Source organism: Pseudonocardia sp. ICBG162 (assembly GCF_020496225.1).
GTDB classification, from domain to species: Bacteria; Actinomycetota; Actinomycetes; order Mycobacteriales; family Pseudonocardiaceae; genus Pseudonocardia; species Pseudonocardia alni.
Genome location: NZ_JAHLJD010000013.1, coordinates 891,954 through 916,161 on the forward strand (window position 1 = coordinate 891,954; position 24,208 = coordinate 916,161).

Genomic DNA, 24,208 nt, shown 5'->3' on the forward strand with positions numbered 1-24,208 from the left:
CGAAGGAGGAATGTCCGATGAGTGGCTCGCTGCTCGACAGCTACGAGGTCTGGTTCCTGACCGGGAGCCAGGGCCTCTACGGCGAGGAGACCCTCGCCCAGGTCGCCGACCAGTCGAAGGTCGTCGCCGACCGGCTCGACACCGCCGACGAGATCCCGGTGCGGGTGGTGTGGAAGCCCGTCCTCACCGACGCCGACGCCATCCGGCGGATCTGCCTGGAGGCCAACGCCGACGACCGCTGCCTCGGCGTCATCACCTGGATGCACACCTTCTCCCCGGCGAAGATGTGGATCCCCGGGCTCGAGGCGCTGACCCGCCCGCTGCTGCACCTGCACACCCAGGCCGGTGTCGACCTCCCCTGGTCGGAGATCGACATGGACTTCATGAACCTCAACCAGGCCGCGCACGGCGACCGCGAGTTCGGCTACGTCCAGACCCGGCTCGGCCTGGCCCGCAAGACCGTCGCCGGGCACGTCTCCGACCCGGTGCTGCGGGACCGCATCGGGACCTGGACCCGCGCGGCCGCCGGTGCCGCCGAGCTGCGCGCGCTCCGGCTGGTCCGGTTCGGCGACTCCATGCGCGACGTCGCCGTGACCGACGGCGACCGGGTCGAGGCCACCCGGGTGTTCGGGATGTCGGTGCAGACCTACGGCGTGAACGACCTCGTCGCCGTCGTCGACCAAGTCCCCGACACCGACGTCGACAAGCTCGTCGCCGAGTACGCCGAGGTCTACGCCGTCGCCCCCGAGCTGCTCCCCGACGGCGACCGGCACGAGGCGCTCCGCTACGGCGCGCGGGTCGAGATCGGGCTGCGCTCGTTCCTGGAGGCGGCGGGCGCGCAGGCGTTCACCACGAACTTCGAGGACCTCGGCGGACTGCGCCAGCTCCCCGGTCTCGCGGTGCAGCGCATGATGGCCGACGGCTACGGCTTCGGCGCCGAGGGCGACTGGAAGACCGCGGCGATGCTGCGCGCGGTGAAGGTCGTCGCCACCGGGCTGCCCGGCGGCACGTCGTTCATGGAGGACTACACCTACCACCTGCGGCCCGGCCGTGAACGCATCCTCGGGGCGCACATGCTGGAGGTCTGCCCGAGCATCACCGGGTCCCGGCCGTCGCTGGAGATCCACCCGCTGGGCATCGGCGGGCGCGAGGACCCCGTCCGGCTGCGGTTCACCGCCGACCCGGGCCCGGGCGTGGTGCTCGGCATCTGCGACCTCGGCGAGCGGTTCCGCCTGGTCAGCAACGACGTCGAGGTCGTCGACCCGGACGAGCCCATGCCGAGGCTGCCGGTGGCGACGGCGACCTGGGTCCCGGAGCCGTCGCTGGCCACCTCGGCCGAGTGCTGGCTGATGGCGGGCGGCCCGCACCACACGGTGCTCTCGACCGCCGTCGGCGTCGAGGCCCTCGACGACCTGGCCGAGATCGTCGGGACCGAGCTGGTGCACATAGGCGACAGCACGAGCCCGCGGACCTTCCTGCACGAGCTGCGCTGGAACAACGCCTACCACCGGCTCGCGCGGGGCTTCTGAGCTCCGCTCCCCGGCCCCGGTGCCGGCCGCCCCCGACGGGTGGCCGGCACCGTGGTCCACGGGGCCGAGGACCCTCCCCCGGGCTCAGACCGATCGACCGAGCACCTCGGCCGCCACGTCCGCCATGCGGTCGAGGCCCGCGTCGCCCGGGTGCAGGTGGTCCCCGCTGTCGAAGCGCGGGTCGAGCGCGATCGCGCCCGGCCCGGATCGCAGGGCGGCGTCGAAGTCGACGACGCCGCTGCCCAGGCCGCGGATCCACTCGTTGACCTCGGCGCGGCGCAGCTCGCGCTCGCGGTCGAAGCCCTCGGCCCCGTCGAACGGGGTCACGGTGGCGGTCAGCACCGACAGGCCCGCGTCCCGGGCCCGGGCGCCGATCCCGTCCAGCGCCCGGATCAGCTGCTCCGAGCTCGGCAGCTGGTCCTCGGGCGCCATCGTCCCCGGATGACCGAGGTCGTTGACCCCGAGCGCGACGACGACGTGGGTCCGCCCGGCGGTCGCGAGCACGTCGCGGTCGAACCGCGACCGGCCCGAGGCCCCGAAGACCGGTCCGAAGGGCCCGGCCCCGTCGAGCCGGAGCCGGTTGCCCGCGATGCCCCGGTTGACCACCGCGACCGGCCGGTCCCGCAGCCGCCGGGCCGTGCGTTCCGGCCAGCCCGCCGCGGTGATGGAGTCCCCGAGGCAGACCACCACCGGGGTGGGGACGTCGCGGAGCACCTCGACGTCGCGCAGCACCGGTGCGGGCAGCTCCATCTCGGCACCGTCGGGCAGCGTCAGCACGGGCGTGGCCCGGCCCGGGAAGTGGTCGGACCCGGCGTGGTCGCCGGGTGCGGACGGGTGCCACGTCGCGGTGGACACGTTCGCGGTGGCGTACCGCCAGGGCCCCGGCAGGTACAGGTCCACCTCGACCGCGGCGCCGGCGACGACCGCGAGGTCCACCGGATCGCAGACGAGGTCCTCCCCGGCCGGGACGTCCACGGCGGACCGTCCGCCGAACCGCATCGGGGCGGCGCGTCCGTCCACCCGCACCGCGGCCCGGCCGACGTGCAGGGGCGTGGTCCCGAAGCGGTTGCTGAGGCCCGCCCGCAGCCGCTCACCGCCGACGCCGGCCTCCACGGTGATCCGCACCGTCACGTCGCGCAGCTCGAGGTCGGCCACGGCCACATCGGTGACGGCCTGGGTCCAGCTCGCGGTCCAGGCCGGGCTCACGACCGCGCGTCCCCGGACGGCCCGGCCGGCGGGCCCGCGGCCCGCGGGTTCCACGCTCCCCGGGCGACGGCGGGGACGAAGTCCTCGAACCCCTCCTCCAGGGAGACGGTGCGGCCCTGTTCGGCCGAGGCGTAGGCGGCCATCAGCAGGCGCACCACCTCCAGGCCGTTGGCGAGGGACTCCGCGGGCTGCTCGCCGCGCAGGAACGCCGTCGCGAACGCCGCGTTCTCCGCGGTGTAGCCGTAGCTCGCGGACTCGTCGGGGACGATCGGCATCAGGCCCTGCTCGGCGTTCTGCTTCTCCACCAGGTCCTCGCCCTCGTCCTGCATCAGCCTGCGGGACAGGAAGACCTTCGACTCGGTGTCGAGGGTGTCCGCGGACATCGAGTACTCGGGTCCGAGCATCTCGAACGACAGCCGCAGCCCCGCGCCGACGTAGCTCCAGGACGTGGTGGCCTCGACGACCACGGGCTCGCCGTCGCCGTTGCGGAACTCGTAGACGGCGTGCGCGTAGTCCTCCGACGGCGTGCGCCGGTAGTCGTTGACGCCCGGGTACCGCTCCAGCAGCTCGGTGGCGTAGCGGGACCGGCCCCACTTCAGCGACGCGACCGACGCCGACACCGAGACCGGGGTGAGCCAGGTGGCCGGGTCGGTCCCGGGCGGGGTGAGCAGGTAGCGGCCGGCCTCGACCGAGTGGCACAGCATGTCGCTGAGCACCCCGCCGCCCTCCTGCTCGCCGTTCCAGAACCAGGTGTTGTGCGGCCCGGAGTGCTCCTCGGCCGCCCGGGCGAGGTACGGCGTCCCCGCCCCCGGTACCGCCCGGCTCCAGATGAGGGCGTGCGAGCGGGTGATCGCCGGCGCGAACACCTGGTTCTCCAGGTAGCCGTGCAGCAGGCTGGCACCGGTGACCAGCCCCAGCACCTCGGCGGCCTCGGCGACCGTGCGTCCGACCGGCTTCTCGATCGCGATGCCGCGCAGCTGCGCCCGGCCGGAGGTCACCTCCGCGCAGATCGCGCGGACGACCTCCAGGCGGGCGTGGTTGGGGACCAGCACCCAGACCGCGTCGACCCGCGGGTCCCGGACGAGCGCGGCGACGTCGTCGTAGGCGGTGACACCGGTCCCGACGCCGAGCCCCTCGGCCTCGCGCGCGAGCGCCTCGGCCGAGGCCCGGGTGCGGGAGGCGGTGGCGACGACGTCACCGTCGCGGACGCCCTGCCACGACCGGACGTGGAACCGGCCGATGAATCCGGCGCCGACGATGCCGACGCCCAGTGTCGTACGGGTGGCCATGACGTGCTCCTCGTTCGTGGTTCGCGGGCCCGGTCTACGCCGTGGCCGCGGAGGTGTCGATGCGGGCCGCGGTCAGGGTCTCCGCGATCGCGGTGGCGGCCCGCCACGCCAGCGCGACCGTCGTCAGGGTCGGGTTGGACGCGGTCGCGGTGGGGATGACACCGTTCCCGCCGACGTGGAGGTTGCCGACCCCCCAGACCCGCAGCCACGGGTCGCACACCGAGGTGCCGTCGTCGACCTCGCCCATCCGGACGGTGCCCTGGTAGTGGAGCGAGGACCCGCCCGCGGCCAGTGCCGGGGGTTCCACCAGCGTGCCCAGCCGGTTCGCGGCGCGGACCGAGTTGGCCGTCATCTCCTCGATCGTCGCCCGGTCCCGTGCGGTGTGGGAGTAGCGGATCCGCATCCGCGGCATGCCGTAGAAGTCGGTCTCGGTGTCGCTGAACTCGACGGCGTCGTCGGGGCGGATGTCCTTCGCCCCGTACCAGGCCAGTACCGCGAGCCGGTCCGACCCGGCACCGTCGAGCGGGTCTCCGTCGCCCAGGCTGATCCGGTACGCGGAGTTCGCGAGCAGCATCGCCCCGCCCTGCATCGGGCGGGCGTCGGAGAACGGGGTGAGCACCGAGCGGACGTTGCGCGGCTCGGGTGGGAACAGCGACGGGTCGAACCCGTCGTCCAGGATCACGAACGAGCTCACCTGGAAGTGCTCGTTGAGGTGGCGTCCGAGGGCCGCCGGACGGATGCCGGAGGCGTGCAGGACCTGCGGCGTGCGCAGGCCGTCGGCGCACACGACGACGTGGTCGGCCCGGACCTCGTACGTCCGCCCGGAACGCCGGTCCTCGAGCACCGCGCCGACGGCGGTGCCGTTCTCCACGATCACCCGGCGGGCGAGGGTCTCGGTCCGAAGCTCGAAGCCGGGCACCGTCGCCTCGAGGTCGCCCAGGACGCTCCCGGTCCCGGTGAACCGGAGCGTGTCGCCCTCCCGGTGGGTGGAGGTCGGCATGAACCCGGTCGGGGTGAGCCCCGGCCCGTCGAACTCGTCGGCCAACACCGCCCGGACCGCCTCGGGCAGCCCGTGCCCGGGGACGGGCGGGGTCGTGGTGCCCAGGAGCTGCTCGGCGTGGTCGAGCGCGGCGTCCATCTCGGCCGCGGGGACGAACGGGATGCGCTCGGACTGCTGCGGCCGCGGGCTCGAGGTCCCCCAGTGGATCCCCATCCCGCCGACGCCGCTGGCCATGCTGGCCGCGGGCAGCCCGACCTCCCCGGCGGCCGGTGCCGGCCGCGGGTCGGCGAAGAACAGGCCCGGCAGGATGGTGTGCCGGAACTCCAGGCTCGGGTCGATGCCGGCGGCGACGTCGGACAGCGCCGCCGCCCGCTCGACGCCGGCGTCCGGCCCCTGGGTGAGCAGCTGGGCCGCGGCACGGTCGGACTCCGACATGTTCTGGGTGTGGTCGCCGCGGACACCGGGCACGGCCGGGCCGACCTCGACCATCAGGATCCGGGCCGCCGGGACGGCGTCCCCGATCGTCCGGGCGTAGGTGGAGCCCGCGGGGCCGCTCCCGATCACGAGCACGTCGACCCGGGTGTCCGCGTCGATGGAGGTCATCTCGGTCCTTTCCGGAGTCGGTGGAGTCAGCTCGTGGTGGTGAACGCCGCGGCGGTCAGGTCCAGCACCCGCCGCGTCCGGGCCCACGGGTCGCCGCCGGTGCCCTCGTACTCGACCGTCAGCGGGCCCGTGTAGCCGTGCCGGGCGAGGATCCCGAACGCCCGCGGGAGGTCGACGAGCCCGACGGTCCCGTCGTCGTCGACGTCGTGCGCCTTGACGTGGACGAGCTCGGCGCGTCCGGCGAGCGCCTCGATCCCCCGGTAGACGGGCTCGAGCTCGGGGCTGCCGCGCAGCGGCACCGGCGGGCCGTCCGGATCTCCGGTGAGCGCGGCCATCATCGGCGCCATGATCACGTCGAAGTTCCCCAGGTCGAGCAGCAGGCCGAGGTTCTCCCGGCCGACGGCGTCGAGCAGGCGGTTCATCCACCCGGCGTCACTGGAGGGCCCGCCGTGGTTCTCCACGAGCAGCCGCACGCCCCGGGCGCGGGCGTGGGCACCGAGGCCGGTCAGTGCCTCGATGAGGTGCTCCGGCGGTGTGGTCCCGTGGTGCGGGCTGAGCGGTGAGCCCGGGTTCACCCGGACGAAGGCCGACCCCAGCTCGGCGCACCGGTCGATCCAGGTCGTCAGGGCCGCGACGTCGGCGGCGCGCCGGACGGGGTCCTCGGTGAGCAGGTCGCCGACGTCGACGGCCACGTTGAGCAGCCGCGCACCGGCGGCCGCCGACTCGGTCGCGAACCGGTCGAGCCGGGGGTCGTCCGGGCCGGTGAACTGGAACGCCACCGTCTCGACCCCCGCGACACCGAACCGGTCGGCCGCCAGGTGGGGGAACTCGGCGATGTCGACCAGCGCCGGGAAGTCGGTGGTGAACCGGATCTCGCGCCCGTCGGGGGCGACGACGGCGAGATCGGTCGGTCCGAGCTGCTCGCGCAGGCTGTAGGACGACACGGACAGGATGTTCATCGGTCTCCTCTCGTGGGGTGCCCCGCCGTGCGGGGCCTCGTGGCCGGAGGGCGTCATGCCGGAGCCCGCTCGTCGCGGGTGATGGGGGCCCAGCGGGGATCGCCCTCCCGGCCGATCTCGGGGATCCGCAGCACGGCCACGCCGCCGAGCACCGCGACGACCGCCAGCACCAGGTAGACGGCGGTGAACCCGCCCAGCGCGAGCAGGGCCGGGGCGACGAACGGCACGATCGACTGCGGGAGCGTGTTCGCCATGTTGACCACGCCCAGGTCCTTCCCGGCGTTCTCCCGGCTCGGCAGGACCCGCACGCACATCGCCGTGTCCACGGAGACCATCAGGCCGGTCGCGATCCCGAGCAGGGTGACCGCGACGTAGACCACCCACAGGGTGGTGGCGAGGGCCATCAGGACCAGCGCCACGGCGGCCAGGACGCCCGCGGCGACGGCGAACGGCTTCTGCCGGCCGAGACGGTCCGACACCGGTCCGGCGACCGCGCTCGACACGGCCAGCATCGCGACGTTGATCACGGCCAGGACCAGCACCGTCCCCCCGACCTCGTCCGTGCCGAGGCCGAACCGGTCCATCAGGAAGAAGGCGTTGTAGGTCGCGCTCGCCACCCCGCAGGCGAGCAGGAACCGGACGAGCCACGCCCACCCGAACGCGGGGTGCCGACGCGGGTTCAGCCACAGCGAGGTCACCAGCTCGACCGCACCCAGCGGCGCCGCGCCGGTGCGCCCGGGCAGCGGCCGTTCCCGGATGAGCGCCAGCGCCAGCAGACCGAGCAGCACGACGGCGACGGCCGCGACGGCCCACTGCAGCAGCGGGTCCCGCACGGCGCTCACCGCACCGATACCGGCGAGCGGGCCCAGTGCCGCCGCGAGTCCGAGCATTCCCGAGGCCGTGCCCCGCCGGGCCTGCGGGACCTGGTCGGCCATCAGGGCGCTGGTCGCGGCGAGCTGGAAGTTGAACAGGGTCTGCGCGGCGCACCACAGCACCGCGACCTGCCACACCTCGGTGGTGAACCCGATGGCCCCGACGACGAGTGCACCGGCCAGCGATCCGGTCAGGATCCAGGTGCGGCGCCGGCCGAACCGCGCCGCCGTCCGGTCGCTGATCCGACCGCCGAGCGGGTTGGCGACCAGCGCGAACACCGCGCCGAAGCCGGTGACGACACCGAACGCCGCTGCGGCGCCCGGGCCCTCGATGCGCGTCAGGTGCAGCGTCAGCAGTAGCTGCAGCGGGGTCAGCAGCCCGACGAAGGCACTCGCGTTCGAGAGGAACATCGCGGAGATGAGCCGGCCGGTGGGGGTCTCGGCCGCAGGAGGGCCGCTCACCACCGGGGCGCCGGAACGGGAACCGACATCGACACTCCCTTGTGTGGTACCGACTCCTGATCGGTAGTGACTACCACATTGAAGTCATCCCCCATACGTTGTCAAGCCCGCATGGGAGTCGGCGCCGGGTAGGGTCGCGCCATGGGCCTGCGGGAGATCAAGTCGGCACGTACACGGCAGCGGATGATCGACGTCGCCGTGGAGCTGTTCCTCGAGCAGGGCTACGACGACACGACGATGGAACAGGTCGCCGAGCGGGCCGAGGTCGGCACGACGACGCTCTACCGGTACTTCCCGACCAAGGACCTCCTCCTGCTCGACCGGGTCGTGCGCGGCATGGACCTCGGGGAGCGTCTGCGGGGCCGGCCGGCCTACGAGCCGGTCGGCGAGGCGTTGACCGCGGTGCTGCGCGAGGCCGCGGCGGACTTCGACACGCCGGACCTGCGCATACCGGAGATCCGGCAGCTGGTGGACGTCGCGCCGGTCCCGCGGGCGCGGCTCTGGGACTTCCACCTGAGCGCGCGGACACAGCTGGAGGCCGCACTGGCGGAGCGGATGGGGCGGCCCGCGAGCGATCTCTCGGTGCGGCTCACGGCGTCGTTCGCCCTGGATGTCCTCGTCATCAGCGATGAGCTGCGCCGGGCGCGGGACTACACCCCGTCCGCCTCGGCGTCGCTCGAGGAGGTGCTCGCCGGGCTTCCCGGGTCCGAGATCATCCTCCCGGCGACCGGACGCGCGACCGCGGTGAGCACGTCCCCGGGCGCACCGGCGGTCCGGTCGACGTCCCGCTCACCGGCGATCTGAGCGCTCCGGCGTCGCGTCTCAGCCGGCGACGAGCTCGAATTCCGCGAGCCGACCGGCGACGCCGTCGACCTGCAGGGCGGCCGCAGCGCGCGTCCGGTCACCGGCCGGCGGGCCGGGTCACTCCCCGCGCCCGGGGGTGCGGAACCGCAGGTCTCCCGCCATGTCGATCCGCGCGAGCTCGGCACGGGAGGTGACGCCGAGCTTGGGGTAGACGCTGCCCAGGTGGTGCCCGACCGTGCGGTGGCTGATCAGCAGCCGGGCCGCGATCTCCCGGTTGGTGAGCCCCTCGGCGGCCAGCTGGGCGACCCGCAGCTCCTGGGCGGTGAGCCCGGCCCCGGCCGGCTCGTGCCGCGCCCCGGTCTGCGCGGCCAGGCCCAGCTCCCGCACCGCCCGTGCCCGCAGCGGCGCCGCGCCGAGGCGGGCGAAGGTCTCGGCCGCCGCGGTGAGCTCGTGCCGGGCGTCGGCGCGCCGGCGGACCCGCCGCAGCCACTCGCCGTACAGCAGGCGGGTGCGGGCCTGCTCGAACGGGTCCGGGGCGGTGCCCGCGCCGTCGAGCGCGGCCCGGTACGCGGCCTCCGTGTCCGGCCCGCCGGCGGCGAGGGCGCGGAGCCGGTGGGCGGCGGTACGGGCCCAGTGGGCGCCGGTCCGCCGGGCCCACGTCTCGACGGCCGCCAGCCGGGCCGCGGCCGTCTCCGTGCGCCCCTCCTGCGTCGCGGCCTCGGCGGTGTCCGGGGCGGCGAGCAGCGCGAACGTGGGGTGGGCGGCCTCGTGGCCGGGCTCGTCGAGCGGCATCAGGTGGTGCAGGGCGTCGCGGGGCCTGCCGTCGAACAGCGCCGCCCGGCCGCGCACCCAGTACGCCGACGCGGTGAGCGCGCGCACCTCCTGCCGGACCGAGACGGCCAGCGCCCGGGTGGTGTGTCCGTCCAGTCCGGGGGCGTCGCCGCGGGCCGCGGCCAGGTTGGCCAGACAGAGCCGGCACTGGCTCGCCACGTGGTCCGCTCCGACCTCCTCGGCCAGCCGCAGGCCCTCGGTGGCCCCGGCCTCGGCCGCCTCCCACCGGCCCGCCGCGGCGTCGAGGACCGCGCTCTGTGCGAGCACCATCGCGAGCGCGGCGAGCTCGTGCCGCCGCCGCAGCTGCGCGGCCTGCACCCGCAGCACGTCGTGCAGGGGCCCCTCGACCCCGCAGGCCTGGGCCAGCGGCACGGGCGGCAGCAGCTCCCACGGCACGGTCCCGAGCAGGCCGACGGCGGCGGCGTCCGGGGCCGGGAGCGGCCCGGCCGCCCGGCCGGTCCCGTCGTAGCAGGCCCACCAGGCCCGCAGCGTCGGCATGACCGGTGCCAGCTCGCCGCCGGGGTCGAGGGCGAGCAGCCGCGCCAGCGCCGCCTGCTGCAGGTCCGGGCGGCCCGCCGACCACGCCGCGCGGGCCGCCACCGTGCCCAGCTCCATCGCCGTGCGCGTCCCGTCGACGACGGCCATGTCCCCCACCAGGTAGTGGTGGGCGCGCTCGGAGAGGCCGACGGTGAACTCGAGGATCCCGCGCAGCCCGCCGCTGCACCGCACGACGGGCTCCACCCCGCCCAGGCGCTCGGCGTCGTCGAGCAGCCGCCGGGCCCCCTCGGCGTCGCCGGCGTCCCAGGCGGCGCGGGCGGCGACCGCCAGCCGGCGCGCGGCGTCCGCGGGGTCCGGTGACAGGTCGGCGGCCCGCCGCAGCGTGCGTGCCGCCAGTGGGCCGGCGCTGCGCTCCAGGCACCGGGCGGCCGCCTGCTCCAGCAGCGCCGCGACGTCCTCGTCGGCGCCGTCCGCGGCGGCCGCCAGGTGCCAGGCGCGGTGCTCGGTGTCCTCGGCCGGCAGCGCCGCGGCCAGCGCGCGGTGCGCGGCCCGGCGGTCCGGGAAGGGGGCGCCGTCGTAGAGGGCGGCCGGGACCAGCGGGTGGCGGAACCGGAGGCGGGCGCCCGAGGCCTGCAGCAGGCCGGAGCGCAGCGCCTCGTCCCAGGTGGAGGCGTCGACACCCCACCCGGCACCGGCCCGGTCGAGGACGTGCCGGTCGCCCCGCCCCTCGGCGGCCGCCAGCAGCAGCAACGCCCGGGTGGCCGGTTTCAGCGCCTCGGCACGGGCGCAGAACGCCTGCCGCAACCGGGGCCCCACCGGCATCGGCTCCCCGGACGCCCCGTCGGCGGGGTCGCGCCCGACGGTGGGCAGCTCCTGCAGCGCGAGCGGGTTGCCCCCCGCCATCGCGACCGTGCCCTCGACGAGGGCCTCGTCGGCGTCGGGGACGGCGGCGGCGACCAGCCGGCGGGCGTCGTCGTCGGTGAGGCCCACGACCTCCAGCGCCGGCACCCCCTCCCAGGGGCCCGGGGACGGGTCCGCGTGGTCGGTCAGGATCACCACGACCGGCTCGGTCCGCACCCGGCGCGCGAGAAAACCCAGACAGTGCGCGGTCGCCTCGTCGACCCACTGCGCGTCGTCGACGACGACGAGCACCGGCCGCTCCCGGGCCAGGCCGGAGAGCAGCGACACCACGGCCGCGCCGATGAGGAAGCGGTTGGCCGGGTCCCGGCTGATCCCGAACGCGCCGCGCAGCGCGGCGGCCTGCGGGTCGGGGAGCTCGTCGAGCCGGTCCAGCACCGGCCACAGCAGCGCGTGCAGCGCGCCGAAGGCGAGTCCCGTCTCCATCCGGGTGCCCCGGGTCCGCAGCACGGTGACCCCGGACGCGGCGTCGACGACGTGGTCGACCAGTGCGGTCTTGCCGATCCCCGGCTCGCCCCACAGCACGAGCGCGGCACCCACGCCGTCGGCCGCGCGTGCCAGCAGCCGCTCCAGTGCCGCGGTCTCGGCACGCCGCCCGAACAGCTCCATGACCCCCCGCAGCCCCGTCCCGCCGGCCACCGTGGCACGGCCGATCCGTCGCACCACCGTAACCACGTCGTCCGGATCGTCCCGGCGACCGATCCGGTGACCGATCCGCCGGGACGGGCCGGGCCCGACACTCGCCGGGTGACCCGCCCCGCACCCACCGATGCGTCCGCGACGTCCGGGAGCCCCGACTTCACCGGGCTCCGCGCGACCTACGTCAACTGCACCCTCAACCGCTCCCCCGGCCGCAGCCACACCCAGGGCGTCATCGACCGCAGCATCGCGATCATGGAGGCGAACGGGGTCGACGTCGACCGGTTCCGCGCCGTCGACCACGACATCGCCACCGGCGTCCGCCCCGACATGACCGAGCACGGCTGGGACACCGACGCGTGGCCCGCACTGCTCGACCGCGTCCTCGCCGCCGACATCCTCGTCATCGGCGGGCCGATCTGGCTGGGCGACAACAGCTCCGTGACGAAGCGGGTGATCGAGCGCCTGTACGGCCACTCCGGCGTGCTGAACCCCAGCGGCCAGTACGCCTACTACGGCCGCGTCGCCGGGTGCCTGCTCACCGGCAACGAGGACGGCCTCAAGCACTGCGCGATGAACATCCTCTACAGCCTCCAGCACATCGGGTTCACCGTCCCGCCCCAGGCCGACGCCGGCTGGCTCGGCGAGGTCGGCCCCGGCCCGTCCTACCTGGACGAGGGCTCCGGCGGCCCGGAGAACGACTTCACCAACCGCAACATCGCGTTCATGACCTACAACCTGATGCACCTCGCCGCGATGATGCGCGGCGCGGGCGGGTTCCCGGCCCACGGCAACCAGCGCACGGCCTGGGACGCCGGCACCCACCCCGGGCACACCAACCCCGAGTACCGCTGACGCGGGCGACGGCCGACCCACGAGGAGACCCGATGAGCAGCACGACGACGAGCTGGCCGAGCCTGCGCGTGGCGGACTGGACCGCCACCCGCGAGACCCTGCACATGTGGACCCAGATCGTGGGCAAGATCCGCATGGCCCACGCCCCGCTGCTCAACCACTGGTGGCAGGTGACGCTGTACGTGGCCCCGCGCGGGCTGACGACGTCGGCGGTCCCGTACGGCGCCGGGGCCTTCGAGATCGAGCTGGACCTGCTGGGCCACCGGCTCGAGGTCCGCAGCAGCGACGGCGGCGCGCTCGGCTTCGGGCTGGCGCCGATGCCGGTCGCCGAGTTCTACGGCAGGGTCCTGGACGTGCTCGGCAGGCTCGGCGTCGCCGCGCCGATCCGGCCGCACCCCAACGAGGTCGACCCGGCGATCCCGTTCGCCGAGGACCACACCCACGCCTCCTACGACGCCGAGGCGGCCACCCTGTTCTGGCGGCAGCTGCTGCAGGCGAACCGGGTGATCGGTGAGTTCCGGTCGCACTTCGTCGGCAAGGTCAGCCCGGTGCACTTCTTCTGGGGCGGCATGGACCTGGCCTGCACCCGTTTCTCCGGGCGGACGGCGCCGCCGCACCCGGGCGGGGTGCCCAACTGCGGCGACTGGGTCATGGTCGAGGGCTACTCGCGGGAGCTGTCCAGCTGCGGGTTCTGGCCCGGTGGCGGTGAGGAGGGCGCCTTCTACTCCTACGCCTACCCCGCGCCCGACGGCTTCGCCGAGGCCCCGGTCGGCCCCGACGGTGCCTTCTACAGCGCGGACTTCCAGCAGTTCCTGCTGCCCTACGAGGTCGCCCGCGCCGCACCGGACCCGGACCGCGCGGTCGCCGAGTTCCTCCGCACGACCTACGAGGCCGCCGCGGACCTCGGGCGCTGGGACCGCTCCGCGCTGGAGGACCACCCGCTCCGCTGGGCGTGACCGGCGCGGTGCCGGCCGTCCCGCGGCCCGCCCGGCGCGGCCGCGGGTCGGCCGCGCCGGTGGGCGCCCCGCCCGCGCTCAGACCTGCTCGAACAGGGCTCCGTGCTGCGCGCGGAGCCGGTACTTCAGGACCTTCCCGCCCACGGTCTCGGGCAGGCCGTCCACGAACACGACCGCCTTCGGCGTCTCGTACCCGCCCAGCTTCGCCCGGCAGTGCGCGATGATCGACTCCGCGTCGGCCGCCGCGCCCTCCCGCAGCACGACGACCGCCGTGACGGCCTCGCCCCAGTGGGCGTGCGGGAGCCCGATCACCGCCGCCTTCTCCACGGCCGGGTGCCCGTGCAGGACCGACTCCACCCGCAGGCTGGAGACGTTCTCCCCGCCGGACTTCACGATGTCCTTGAAGCGGTCCACCATGATCCGCAGACCGTCCTCGTCGACGGATGCGCTGTCCCCGGAGTGGAACCAGCCGCCGCGGAACGCCTCCCGCGTGGCCTCCTCGTTCAGGTAGTAGCCCGCCGTGACGATGGGGCTGCGGTACACCGCCTCGCCCGGGACGTGCGGGGTGTCCCGGACCGACACCCCGGTCTCGTCGACGACGTCGGAGGCGAGGAGCGGGCTCGGGACGCCGACGTAGTTCACCGACGGAGCCGTCCGCGCGTAGACCTCGTTCCACGTGGCGGGCCAGAACCGGTGGCAGGCGATCGCCTCGGTCTGCCCGAAGATGCCCAGCACCACCAGGCCGGGGGCCCGGTCCTGCAGTCGCGCGTACACGGCCGGTTCGAGGGCGCCCCAGCCGTACACCAGCACGGTCAGGCTGGACAGGTCCGCGCCGGTCCGCTCCGCCACGGCGTCGATCGCGGCGACGAACTGCGGGGAGCCCGCCCACAGCGCGGTCGGGCGCTCCTCGGCGATCGTGGCCACGAGCTGGTCGGGCAGCGGGCGCCGGCTCAGCACCAGGGAGCCACCGGCCAGGAACGCCGAGAAGGTGAAGATCTGGTCGCCGACGTGGTAGATCATCGGCAGCGCGGTGGCGACCCTGAGGTCGGTCTCCACCCGCAGGCCGCGGGTCAGCGAGACCGTGAAGTTCAGCGCGGCGAGGTGGGTCGACCCGTGCGAGATCATCACGCCCTTGGGCATCGCCGTGGTGCCCGAGGTGTAGAGGATCTCCCAGATGTCGTCGGAGTGGATCTCGACGTCGGGCTCGGTCGTCGGCAGACCCTCGAGGAGGCCCCCGAAGCTCGGGCTCCCCGCGACGGGCCCGCCGCCGATGGTGATCGTGGCGCCGACGCGCAGCCCGGTGGCGGTGAACGCCTGCTCGGCCCGCGGCCACAGCTCCGCGTCGACGAACGCCAGGCCCGGCTCGGCCTGGCCGATCAGGTGCTCGAGCACGTCCGGGGCGAGGGCCGGGTTCACCGGTACGGCCACCATCCCCGCCTTTGCGACACCGACCTTGGCCAGGTAGGCCTCGACGGAGTTCTCGCAGAACAGCAGCACCCGCGCGCCCGGCTCCAACCCCCGGGCCGCGAGGGCGTGGGCGACCTGGCTGGTGATCCCGTCGGCCTCGCGGTAGGTGACGGAGGCGAACCGCTCCTCACCGTAGGCACCGGGCCGGCCGGTGATCGCGGTCTTGTCGGGGTAGCTCCAGGTCAGACGCTCGAACACGTCCCCGACCGAGGTCCGCTCCCACCGGTTCACCGCACGTCGTCCGCGCAGGCGCGTGACATCGATCTTCCCGAGCTGTCCCTGCAGGTCCACACCAGCCTCCTTGCCGAGCTCACCTGAGGCGGACAGCATCGCGGCATCACCTGCCGACCACAAGCCCTTAGTCACTCGTCGTTCACAACTTGGAGGGCGCCGGCGCGACGCCGCGACCGGGCCGCCCACGCGGGTCCGGACGCGTACGCGCCGAGCCCGGCCGGTGGCGGCGACAGGACTTGCCACGGGCATGGTTAGTGAACGACGATGCACTCGTGCGGGCGACGACGCCCGGCCGGCCGGATGCGCAGAGGAGTCGATGTGGACGTTCGGGAGAGCTCCGGGCACAGGGACCTCCGGGAACACGGCCCGGGCCCGGCCCGCTCGGACCAGGGGGGACACCCGTGACGACCGTCCTGCGCTCCGCGCTCAACACCTCCGACGAGGTCTACCTCGCCAACCGCGCGCACGCGGAGCAGGTCCTGGCCGAGCTCGACGAGCAGGTCCGGACCGCCATCGCCGGGGGCGGCGAGCGCTACCAGCAGCGCCACCGCGACCGCGGGCGACTGCTCGTGCGGGAGCGCATCGAGCTGCTCCTCGACCGCGACGCCGCGTTCCTCGAGCTGTCCTCGCTCGCGGCCTGGGGCACCCAGTTCACCGTGGGCGCCTCCATCGTGACCGGGATCGGCGTCGTCTCCGGCGTCGAATGCATGATCATCGCCCACGACCCCACCGTCCGCGGTGGCGCGATGAACCCGTACTCGCTGCGGAAGACGCTGCGCGCCCTGGAGATCGCGCGCATCAACCGGCTCCCCACGATCAACCTCGTCGAGTCCGGCGGGGCGGACCTGCCCACCCAGTCCGAGCTGTTCGTGCACGCGGGCAAGATCTTCCACGACCTGACCGAGCTGTCGTCGATGGCGATCCCGACGATCGCGCTCGTCTTCGGCAACTCCACCGCGGGCGGCGCCTACGTGCCCGGCATGTGCGACCACGCCGTGATGGTCGACCAGCAGGCCAAGGTGTTCCTCGGCGGACCGCCGCTGGTGAAGATGGCCACCGGCGAGGAGTCCGACGACGAGGAGCTCGGCGGCGCCGCGATGCACGCCAAGGTCTCCGGCCTCTGCGACCACTTCGCCGTCGACGAGCGCGACGCCATCCGGATCGGGCGCCGGATCGTCTCCGAGCTCAACTGGCACAAGCTCGGCCCCGGCCCCACACTGCCCGCCGACGACCCGGTCCACGACCCCGACGAGCTGCTGGGCATCGCGCCGTCGGACATCAAGGTGCCCTTCGACCCGCGCGAGGTCATCGCCCGCGTCGTCGACGGCTCCCGGTTCGGCGAGTACAAGCCGCTGTGGGGCACCAGCCTCGTCACCGGCTGGGCGTCGATCCACGGCTACCCCGTGGGCATCCTCGCCAACGCTCGTGGCGTGCTGTTCAGCGAGGAGGCCAAGAAGGCCTCGGAGTTCATCCAGCTGGCCAACCAGACGGACACGCCGCTGATCTTCCTGCAGAACACCACCGGCTACATGGTGGGGAAGAGCTACGAGCAGGGCGGGATCATCAAGGACGGCTCCAAGATGATCAACTCGGTGGCGAACAGCAAGGTCCCGCACATCACGCTGAACCTGGCTGCCTCCTTCGGCGCCGGGAACTACGGCATGTCCGGACGCGCCTACGACCCGCGGCTGATGTTCGCCTGGCCGGGCTCCCGGCTCGCCGTCATGGGCGCCGCCCAGCTCGCTGGCGTGATGTCGATCGTCGCCAGGCAGTCCGCCGCGTCGTCGGGCCGGGAGTTCGACGCCGAGGCCGACGAGCGCAACCGCGCCGCCATCGAGGCCCAGATCGAGCAGGAGTCGCACGCCTTCTTCGTCACGGCCCGGCTCTACGACGACGGCCTGATCGACCCCCGTGACACCCGCACCGTGCTCGGCATCGCCCTGTCGACCGCGCACTCGAACATCGTCGCCGGCCAGCGTGGCTACGGCGTCTTCCGGATGTGAGGTGAGGAGATGACCGTCCACAAGCTGCTCGTGGCCAACCGCGGGGAGATCGCCGAGCGGGTCGTCCGCTCGGCCCGCGCGCTGGACATCGCCACCGTCGCCGTCCACTCCGACCCGGACGCCGACGCCCTGTTCGTCGAGGCCGCCGACGAGGCGGTGCGGCTCCCCGGCGCCGCCCCGTCGGAGACCTACCTGCGCGCCGACCTGATCATCGAGGCCGCGCTGCTCACCGGCGCCGACGCGATCCACCCCGGCTACGGCTTCCTGTCCGAGAACGCGGACTTCGCCCGCGCCTGCGCGGCCGCCGGGATCACCTTCGTGGGCCCGCCGGTCGAGGCCATCGAGGCGATGGGCTCGAAGATCGCGGCGAAGGAGCTGATGGAGAAGGCGGGCGTGCCCGTCCTGCCCGGCGCCACGATCGACGACGCCGAACAGGTCGACGCCGCCGCCGTCTCCGCCCTCGCCGACGGCATCGGCTACCCGCTGCTGGTGAAGGCCGCCTTCGGCGGTGGCGGGCGCGGCATGCGCATCGTCCGCTCCGCGTCCGAGGTGGTCGACGCCGTGACCGGGGCCCGGCGCGAGGCCGCGTCGGCCTTCGGCAACGGCACCGTGTTCCTCGAACGGTTCGTCGAGGACCCGCGCCACGTCGAGGTGCAGATCTTCGGCGACACCCACGGCACGGTGGTGCACCTGTTCGAGCGGGAGTGCTCGATCCAGCGCCGCTACCAGAAGATCGTGGAGGAGGCGCCCTCCCCCGCCGTCGACGACGCGCTGCGCACCCGTCTCGGGGACGCGGCCGTCGCCGCGGGCGCGGCGATCGGCTACACCGGCGCCGGGACCGTCGAGTTCGTCATGGCGCAGGACGGCGAGTTCTTCTTCCTCGAGGTCAACACCCGCCTGCAGGTCGAGCACCCGGTCACCGAGGAGATCACCGGCCTCGACCTGGTGGCGCTGCAGATCGCGGTCGCCGAGGGCGAGCCGCTGCCCGCGGAGGTCACCGGGGCCACGATCACCGGCCACGCGATCGAGGCCCGGCTCTACGCCGAGGACCCGAGCCGGGACTACCTGCCCGGCTCGGGGACCCTCCACCGGTTCTCCGTGCCCGCCCTGCCCGGCGTGCGCGTCGACACCGGTGTGCGGGACGGCTCGGTGGTCGGGACGCACTACGACCCGATGCTGGCGAAGGTGATCGCCCACGGCCGCACCCGCACCGAGGCCGCCCGGAAGCTCGCGCGGGCCCTCGCCGAGGCCGAGATCCACGGCCCGGTCACCAACCGGGACCTGCTCGTCGCCGTCCTGCGCGAGCCGGAGTTCCTGGCCGGGCGGACCGACACCGGCTACCTCACCCGCCACGAGCCCACCGCACTCGTCGGCACCCCGGCGGAGTCCACCCTCGCCGTGCACGCCCTCGCCGCCGCCCTGGCCGACCAGGCCGGCCGCCGCGCGGGGGCCGCGGTCCAGCAGCCGGTGCCGTCGGGCTGGCGGAACGTCCGCAGCGCCGCCCAGCACGCGGAGTACCGGGCCGGCGACACCGACCTCGACGTGACCTACCGGCTCGGCCGCGGCACGCTCGAGGCCGGCGTGAACGGGACCGCTCTCCCGGGTGTGGCCGTGCTCGCCGCCACCGCGGACCGGGTCGACCTGCGGGTCGGCGGTGTGCGGCGCGCCGTGCGGGTGCACCGCGTCGGCGACACCGTCCACGTCGACAGCGCGCTCGGCGCCACCACGCTGACCGAGCGCGCCCGGCTGCCCGAGCCCGGCACCGACGCCGCCCCCGGCTCGCTGCTCGCCCCCATGCCCGGCACCGTCGTCCGGGTCGCGGCCGGGGTCGGGCAGCAGGTCGAGCAGGGTGCGGTCGTCGTGGTGTTCGAGGCCATGAAGATGGAGCACCTCGTGCGCGCGCCCGTCGCCGGCACCGTCGCCGAGCTGGGCGTGCAGGTCGGCGACACCGTGGAGTCCGGCGAGGTCCTCGCCGTCATCGAGGAGGCGCAGGCCTGACATGAGCGACGTGACCTACGAGGTGACCGACGGCGTCGCCTGGCTGACGATCGACCGCCCGGAGGCCCGCAACGCCCTCAGCAGGGCCGTCCGCGAGGGCCTGTTCGACGGCGTCCACCGGTTCAACGCCGACGACACGGCGAAGGTCCTGGTGCTGACCGGCTCCGGGGATAAGGCGTTCTGCGCGGGCGGCGACCTCAAGGAGATGAACGACGTCGCGCTCCGGGTCCCGCCCCCGGACTTCCTGCCCCAGCTCGGCCGCAACATCGACGTCCCCAAGCCGACGATCGCCGCGGTCAACGGCATCGCCTACGGCGGCGGGTTCCTCCTGGCCCAGCAGTGCGACCTGGTGGTGGCCGCCGAGCACGCCCGCTTCGCGGTGTCCGAGGTCCGGATCGGCCGCGGTTCCCCGTGGGCCGCGCCGCTGTCCTGGCTGGTCCCGCCGCGGGTCGCGATGAAGATCCTGCTCACCGGCGACCCGATCGGCGCGGCCGAGGCGCAGGGCCACGGGCTGGTCAACGACGTGGTGCCCGCCGCCGAGCTGCGCGGGCACACCCAGCGGCTCGCCGAGCGGATCGCCGCCAACGCCCCGCTGTCGGTGCTCGCGGCCAAGCGGACCGCGTACCTGTCGGCGAGCCACACCCGCGCCGAGGCCTACGAGCGCGCCGAGGAGATCTGGGAGCCGGTCTACCTCTCGCAGGACGCCCAGGAGGGCCCGCTCTCCTTCCGGGAGAAGCGTGCCCCCGTCTGGCAGGGGGTCTGACCATGGTGTCCATGGACGCGGTCCTCGACGACCTGGAGGCCGAGAGCGCGGTCGTCCGCGCGATGGTCGCCGACCTCGACGACGCCGCCATCGGCGGCCCCACCCCGGCCGAGGGCTGGACCGTCCGCGACCAGCTCACCCACCTCGCCTACTTCGACGAGGCGGCCACCCTCGCCGCGACGGACCCGGAGACCTTCCGCACGCGGGCCGACGGGCTGCAGGAGCTCGGGCCCGGCTTCCCCGACCGGATCGCCGCGGACCACGCGGGGCTCGGCGCCGAGGAGGTCCGGGCCTGGTTCGCCGGGGCCCGCGACGCCCTCGTCGGCACCTTCCGCGGCATCGGGCCGAAGACCCGGCTGCCCTGGTACGGGCCGGACATGAGCGCCCTGTCCTCGGTCACCGCCCGGCTGATGGAGACCTGGGCGCACGGCCAGGACGTCGCCGACGCGCTCGGAGTCCTCCGGGAGCCGACGGACCGGCTGCGCCACGTCGCCCACCTGGGGGTGCAGACCTTCGGCTTCACCTTCCGCAACAACGGCCGCGAGGTCCCGGAGGTGCCCGTGCGGGTGGAACTGGTCGCCCCCTCCGGCGCGCTGTGGACCTGGGGCCCGGAGGACGCCGCGGACCGGGTCACCGGGTCCGCGCTCGGCTTCTGCCTGGTCGCGACCCAGCGCAGGCACCCCGACGACACCGACGTGGCCACGACCGGGCCGATCGCCGCCGACTGGGTCTCGATCGCCCAGACCTTCGCCAACCCGCCCGGCCCCGGCCGCGCCCCGGGCGCCGTCGCCGCGGCGTTCCCCGCCCCGACCCGTACCCCCGCAGGAGGGCCCGCATGACCCGCGCACCGGTGCGCATCGGCAACTGCTCCGGCTTCTACGGCGACCGCATCACCGCCGCGCGGGAGATGGTCGAGGGCGGGCCGATCGACGTCCTGACCGGGGACTACCTCGCCGAGCTGACCATGCTGATCCTCTACAAGGCGCGGCAGAAGGACCCGACCGGAGGCTACGCGAAGACGTTCCTCACCCAGGTCGAGCACGTGCTCGGCACCTGCCTGGACCGCGGCATCGCGATCGTGTCCAACGCGGGCGGGCTCAACCCCGCGGGCCTGGCCACCGACCTCGCCGCGCTGGCCGGGCGTCTCGGCCTGGCCCCGAGGATCGCCCACGTCCACGGGGACGACCTCGTCCACCGGCTCGACGAGCTCCAGGGCGCCGGGCACGCCCTGGCCCACCTCGACACCGGCGCCACCCTGGCCGACGCCGGGGTGACCCCGGTGTCGGCCAACGCCTACCTCGGCGCGTGGGGCATCACCGAGGCGCTGCGCGCCGGGGCGGACGTCGTGGTGACCGGGCGGGTCACCGACGCGTCCGTGGTCGTCGGCCCCGCCGCGTGGTGGCACGGCTGGGAGCGCACCGACTTCGACGCGATCGCCGGCGCCATGGCCGCCGGGCACGTCATCGAGTGCGGCCCGCAGGCCACCGGCGGGAACTACTCCTTCTTCGAGGAGATCACCGACCGCCGCTACCCCGGCTTCCCGATCGCCGAGGTCGCCGCCGACGGCTCCAGCGTGATCACCAAGCACGCGGACACCGGCGGGCTCGTCTCGCCGGGGACGGTGACTGCACAGCTGCTCTACGAGATCGCCGAGCCCGCCTACCCCGGACCGGACGCGGTGGCGCACTTCGACTCGCTGCGGCTGACCCAGGACGGGGAGCACCGGGTGCGCATCTCCGGCACCCGCGGCAGCGCGCCGACCGACCGGCTCAAGGTCGCGCTGAACTACGAGGGCGGCTACCGCAACACCATGACGCTGGTGCTCACCGGCACGAGGATCGAGGAGAAGGCGGCCTGGGCGTCGGAGCAGCTCACCGAGCTGCTCGGCGGCGCGGACCGGTTCGAGGAGCTCGACATCCAGCTGCTGCGCTTCGACCACCCCGACGCGCCCACGAACCCGCAGGCGACCGCCCACCTGCGGGTCACCGTCAAGGACCCGGACCGGCGCAAGGTCGGCCGTGCCTTCTCCAACACGACCATGGAGCTCGCCCTCGGCGGCTACCCCGGCTTCCACACCACCACCCCGCCGTCGGCCGAGAGCGCCTTCGGCGTCTACTGGCCCACCCTGGTGCCCGCCTCCGAGGTGGAGCACCTGGTCACGCTGCCCGACGGCACCACGACGCCGGTGCCGCACAGCCCGGTCACCGCCGGGATCCCCGCCCCGGCCGAGCCGGTCGTGCCGGCACCCGTGCCGGGGCCCACCCGGCGGCTGCCGCTGGGCGAGATCGCGGCGGCCCGCTCCGGCGACAAGGGCGGGAACGCGAACATCGGGCTCTGGACCCGTACCGACGACGAGTACGCGTGGCTGCGCGGCCACCTCACCGTCGAGCGCGTCCGCGCGCTCCTGCCGGAGGCCGCCGGGCTGGAGATCCGCCGCTTCGACCTGCCGAACCTGCGTGCGCTGAACTTCGTCGTGGTCGGGATCCTGGGGGCGGGCGTGGCGTCCGCCACCCGCCCCGACCCGCAGGCCAAGGGGCTGGGCGAGTACCTGCGCAGCCGCCTCGTCGACATCCCCGAAGCCCTGCTGCCCGGCTGAGCGGGGCGGCGGCCCCGCGCCGGGTCAGGGGAACATCGCGCGCAGCTCGGGCCGGTTCAGCTTGCCGCTGCCCGTGCGGGGCAGCGCGTCGACGATCTCGATCCGCTTGGGTCCGTGCATCCCCCGCAGGTTCGGGTCGGCGGCGCACCAGGCGGCGATCTGCTCCACGGTGACACCGGGCCTGTTGGGGACGACCACCGCGGTCACCTGCTCGACCCAGCGCTCGTGGGCCGTGCCGATCACCGCGACCTCGGCCAGGTCGGGATGGTCGGCGAGGTGCTCCTCCACCATCTGCGGGAACACGTTCTCCCCACCCGAGACGATCATGTCGTCGATCCGGTCGACGTAGTAGAGGTAGCCGTCCGCGTCCTGCGACATCAGGTCACCGGTGCGGAACCAGCCGTCCGCCGACCACTTCTCGGGGACGTCGATGTTCCAGTACCCCGGGGTGACCGCGTCCCCCCGGACCCAGAGCTCGCCGACGCCCTCGTCCCCCGGGCGCAGGTCCGGGCCGCCGTCGACGGGCACGAGCCGCGTGCGCACGATCTGCTCCAGCGGGGTGCCCATCGAGTCCGGACGCCGCACGTCGTCCGGGCCGTAGGTGACCACCAGGCCGTTCTGCTCGGTCTGGCCGTAGATCTCCACGCCCGCGATCCCGGTCCCCGCCTCGAGCCGCTCGATCGCGGCGGTGGGGGTGCGGGAACCGCCGAACATGCAGATCCGGAAGGAGTCGAGCACCACCGGCGACCCCACCGTCCGGTTGCCGACGTCGATCATCATCGTGGAGATCAGGCCGCCGAAGGTCGGACGCAGCTCCTGGGCCAGCTCCAGCCACCGCACGACGTCCCAGCGCGGCATGAACGTGATCTGCCCGCCGAGCAGCAGCAGCGGCAGGCTCGCCAGCTGCAGGCCGCCGACGTGGAACAGCGGCATGCAGTTCAGCACGTGGTCGGCGGCGGTGAGCCGGTAGCGGCCGATGGCGCCCTCCGCCTCGGCGACGAGGTTGCGGTGGGTCTGCCGCACGCCCTTCGGCACCCCGGTCGAGCCCGAGGTGTACATGATGCAGGCGTCCTCGCCGTCGAGCCGGGGCAGCACGTCGGCCGCGGGCTCGTGGGCCGCCAGGGCCGCGGTGAACCCGTCGGTCGTCAGCAGCTCCGGGCACTCGTCGCCGAGCAGCGCGGCGACCCGGTCCCGGTCCTCGGGGGGCAGCACGAGCACCCGCAGCCCGGAGTCGCGCACGACGTGGCGGAGCGCCGCGTCGGGGAACATCCGGTTGAGCGGCACGCCGACCGCGCCGGCCTGCCACGTACCGAGCAGCCCGACCAGGTACTCGGGACAGTTCGGCAGGAAGAACCCGACCCGCTCCCCCGGCTCGACCCCGGTGTGCCTCAGGTGCGCGGCGAAGCGGGCGCCACGCTCGGCGTACCCGGCGTAGTCGATCTCGTCGTCGTCCAGCCGGAGCGCGACGTCCGCCGGGTGGTCGGCCGCACTGCGGCGCAGGAGCGTGGCGATGTTCATCGGCGGGTCCTCCTCGGCCACGACCGCGCTCCGCGCACCCACGCCGTCGTGAGGTGATCAGCTGTTCACTAGCGGAACCTACCGGGAACGACGCGGCACGTCACGCGCCCTGATGGACTCCCCGGTGGTCGTCACGGGAGCCACCCGCCCACGGCGCGTCCCCGCGCAGGGCTGCCGGACCGCCTCGGGTGTGGGGAACACCGCTCCC

The 24,208-nt window shown here is 74.4% G+C and carries 17 protein-coding genes; 9 read left to right on the top strand and 8 right to left on the bottom strand.

The window, feature by feature from the left end; genetic code table 11:
* Positions 1-17 precede the first annotated feature (17 nt).
* Positions 18-1,529: an L-arabinose isomerase gene (araA, locus tag KPL60_RS07525; RefSeq protein WP_226365349.1), complete on the top strand. Its 1,512-nt coding sequence runs from the start codon at positions 18-20 to the stop codon at positions 1,527-1,529.
* Between the two features lie 84 nt (positions 1,530-1,613).
* Here araA and KPL60_RS34575 read toward each other — a convergent pair whose 3' ends face one another.
* The 5 genes from KPL60_RS34575 to KPL60_RS07550 are packed head-to-tail and all read right to left on the bottom strand — an operon-like array spanning position 1,614 to position 7,920.
* Positions 1,614-2,735, bottom strand: coding sequence for a GDSL-type esterase/lipase family protein (locus tag KPL60_RS34575; RefSeq protein ID WP_226365350.1), 1,122 nt, complete (start codon positions 2,733-2,735; stop codon positions 1,614-1,616).
* The gene (locus tag KPL60_RS07535; RefSeq protein WP_226365351.1) at positions 2,732-4,024 is read right to left on the bottom strand and encodes a Gfo/Idh/MocA family protein; all 1,293 of its coding nucleotides are present in this window, start codon (positions 4,022-4,024) and stop codon (positions 2,732-2,734) included. The genes KPL60_RS34575 and KPL60_RS07535 overlap by 4 nt, the downstream gene beginning before the upstream one ends.
* Positions 4,025-4,058: 34 nt before the next feature.
* Positions 4,059-5,627: a GMC oxidoreductase gene (locus tag KPL60_RS07540; protein WP_226365352.1), complete on the bottom strand. Its 1,569-nt coding sequence runs from the start codon at positions 5,625-5,627 to the stop codon at positions 4,059-4,061.
* 26 nt (positions 5,628-5,653) lie between these two features.
* Complete coding sequence (locus KPL60_RS07545; protein ID WP_226365353.1) at positions 5,654-6,586, bottom strand: sugar phosphate isomerase/epimerase; 933 nt, start codon at positions 6,584-6,586, stop codon at positions 5,654-5,656.
* A 53-nt stretch (positions 6,587-6,639) separates the two neighbouring features.
* Positions 6,640-7,920 (bottom strand): MFS transporter, encoded by a 1,281-nt coding sequence (locus KPL60_RS07550; RefSeq protein WP_226365354.1) that lies wholly within the window; start codon positions 7,918-7,920, stop codon positions 6,640-6,642.
* A gap of 141 nt (positions 7,921-8,061) precedes the next feature.
* On the opposite strand from KPL60_RS07550, the gene KPL60_RS07555 reads away from it, so the two are divergent.
* Positions 8,062-8,724, top strand: coding sequence for a TetR/AcrR family transcriptional regulator (locus KPL60_RS07555; RefSeq protein WP_226365355.1), 663 nt, complete (start codon positions 8,062-8,064; stop codon positions 8,722-8,724).
* A 117-nt stretch (positions 8,725-8,841) separates the two neighbouring features.
* Here KPL60_RS07555 and KPL60_RS07560 read toward each other — a convergent pair whose 3' ends face one another.
* Positions 8,842-11,637, bottom strand: coding sequence for a LuxR family transcriptional regulator (locus KPL60_RS07560; RefSeq protein WP_226365356.1), 2,796 nt, complete (start codon positions 11,635-11,637; stop codon positions 8,842-8,844).
* 81 nt (positions 11,638-11,718) lie between these two features.
* On the opposite strand from KPL60_RS07560, the gene KPL60_RS07565 reads away from it, so the two are divergent.
* Both KPL60_RS07565 and KPL60_RS07570 read left to right on the top strand, forming a co-directional pair.
* Positions 11,719-12,465, top strand: coding sequence for a flavodoxin family protein (locus tag KPL60_RS07565; protein WP_226356824.1), 747 nt, complete (start codon positions 11,719-11,721; stop codon positions 12,463-12,465).
* A gap of 32 nt (positions 12,466-12,497) precedes the next feature.
* A complete protein-coding gene (locus KPL60_RS07570) occupies positions 12,498-13,421 on the top strand; it encodes a DUF5996 family protein (RefSeq protein WP_226365357.1) in 924 nt (307 codons plus the stop codon).
* A gap of 78 nt (positions 13,422-13,499) precedes the next feature.
* On the opposite strand, the gene KPL60_RS07575 is transcribed toward KPL60_RS07570, so the two are convergent.
* Positions 13,500-15,218, bottom strand: coding sequence for an AMP-binding protein (locus KPL60_RS07575; protein ID WP_226365358.1), 1,719 nt, complete (start codon positions 15,216-15,218; stop codon positions 13,500-13,502).
* A gap of 305 nt (positions 15,219-15,523) precedes the next feature.
* On the opposite strand from KPL60_RS07575, the gene KPL60_RS07580 reads away from it, so the two are divergent.
* The 5 genes from KPL60_RS07580 to KPL60_RS07600 are packed head-to-tail and all read left to right on the top strand — an operon-like array spanning position 15,524 to position 22,482.
* Positions 15,524-17,125, top strand: a complete 1,602-nt coding sequence (locus tag KPL60_RS07580) for a carboxyl transferase domain-containing protein (protein ID WP_226365359.1) — start codon at positions 15,524-15,526, stop codon at positions 17,123-17,125.
* A gap of 9 nt (positions 17,126-17,134) precedes the next feature.
* The gene (locus tag KPL60_RS07585; RefSeq protein ID WP_226365360.1) at positions 17,135-19,123 is read left to right on the top strand and encodes a biotin carboxylase N-terminal domain-containing protein; all 1,989 of its coding nucleotides are present in this window, start codon (positions 17,135-17,137) and stop codon (positions 19,121-19,123) included.
* A gap of 1 nt (position 19,124) precedes the next feature.
* Positions 19,125-19,886: an enoyl-CoA hydratase/isomerase family protein gene (locus KPL60_RS07590; protein WP_226365361.1), complete on the top strand. Its 762-nt coding sequence runs from the start codon at positions 19,125-19,127 to the stop codon at positions 19,884-19,886.
* Positions 19,887-19,897: 11 nt separating this feature from the next.
* Entirely contained in the window at positions 19,898-20,725 is an 828-nt protein-coding gene (locus KPL60_RS07595; RefSeq protein ID WP_374228609.1) for a TIGR03084 family metal-binding protein, read from the top strand.
* Complete coding sequence (locus tag KPL60_RS07600; RefSeq protein WP_226365363.1) at positions 20,722-22,482, top strand: acyclic terpene utilization AtuA family protein; 1,761 nt, start codon at positions 20,722-20,724, stop codon at positions 22,480-22,482. Before KPL60_RS07595 ends, KPL60_RS07600 begins: the two co-directional genes overlap by 4 nt.
* 24 nt (positions 22,483-22,506) lie before the next feature.
* Here the strand turns inward: KPL60_RS07600 and KPL60_RS07605 are convergent, their stop codons facing one another.
* Complete coding sequence (locus KPL60_RS07605) at positions 22,507-24,021, bottom strand: class I adenylate-forming enzyme family protein (protein WP_226365364.1); 1,515 nt, start codon at positions 24,019-24,021, stop codon at positions 22,507-22,509.
* Positions 24,022-24,208: the final 187 nt, after the last annotated feature.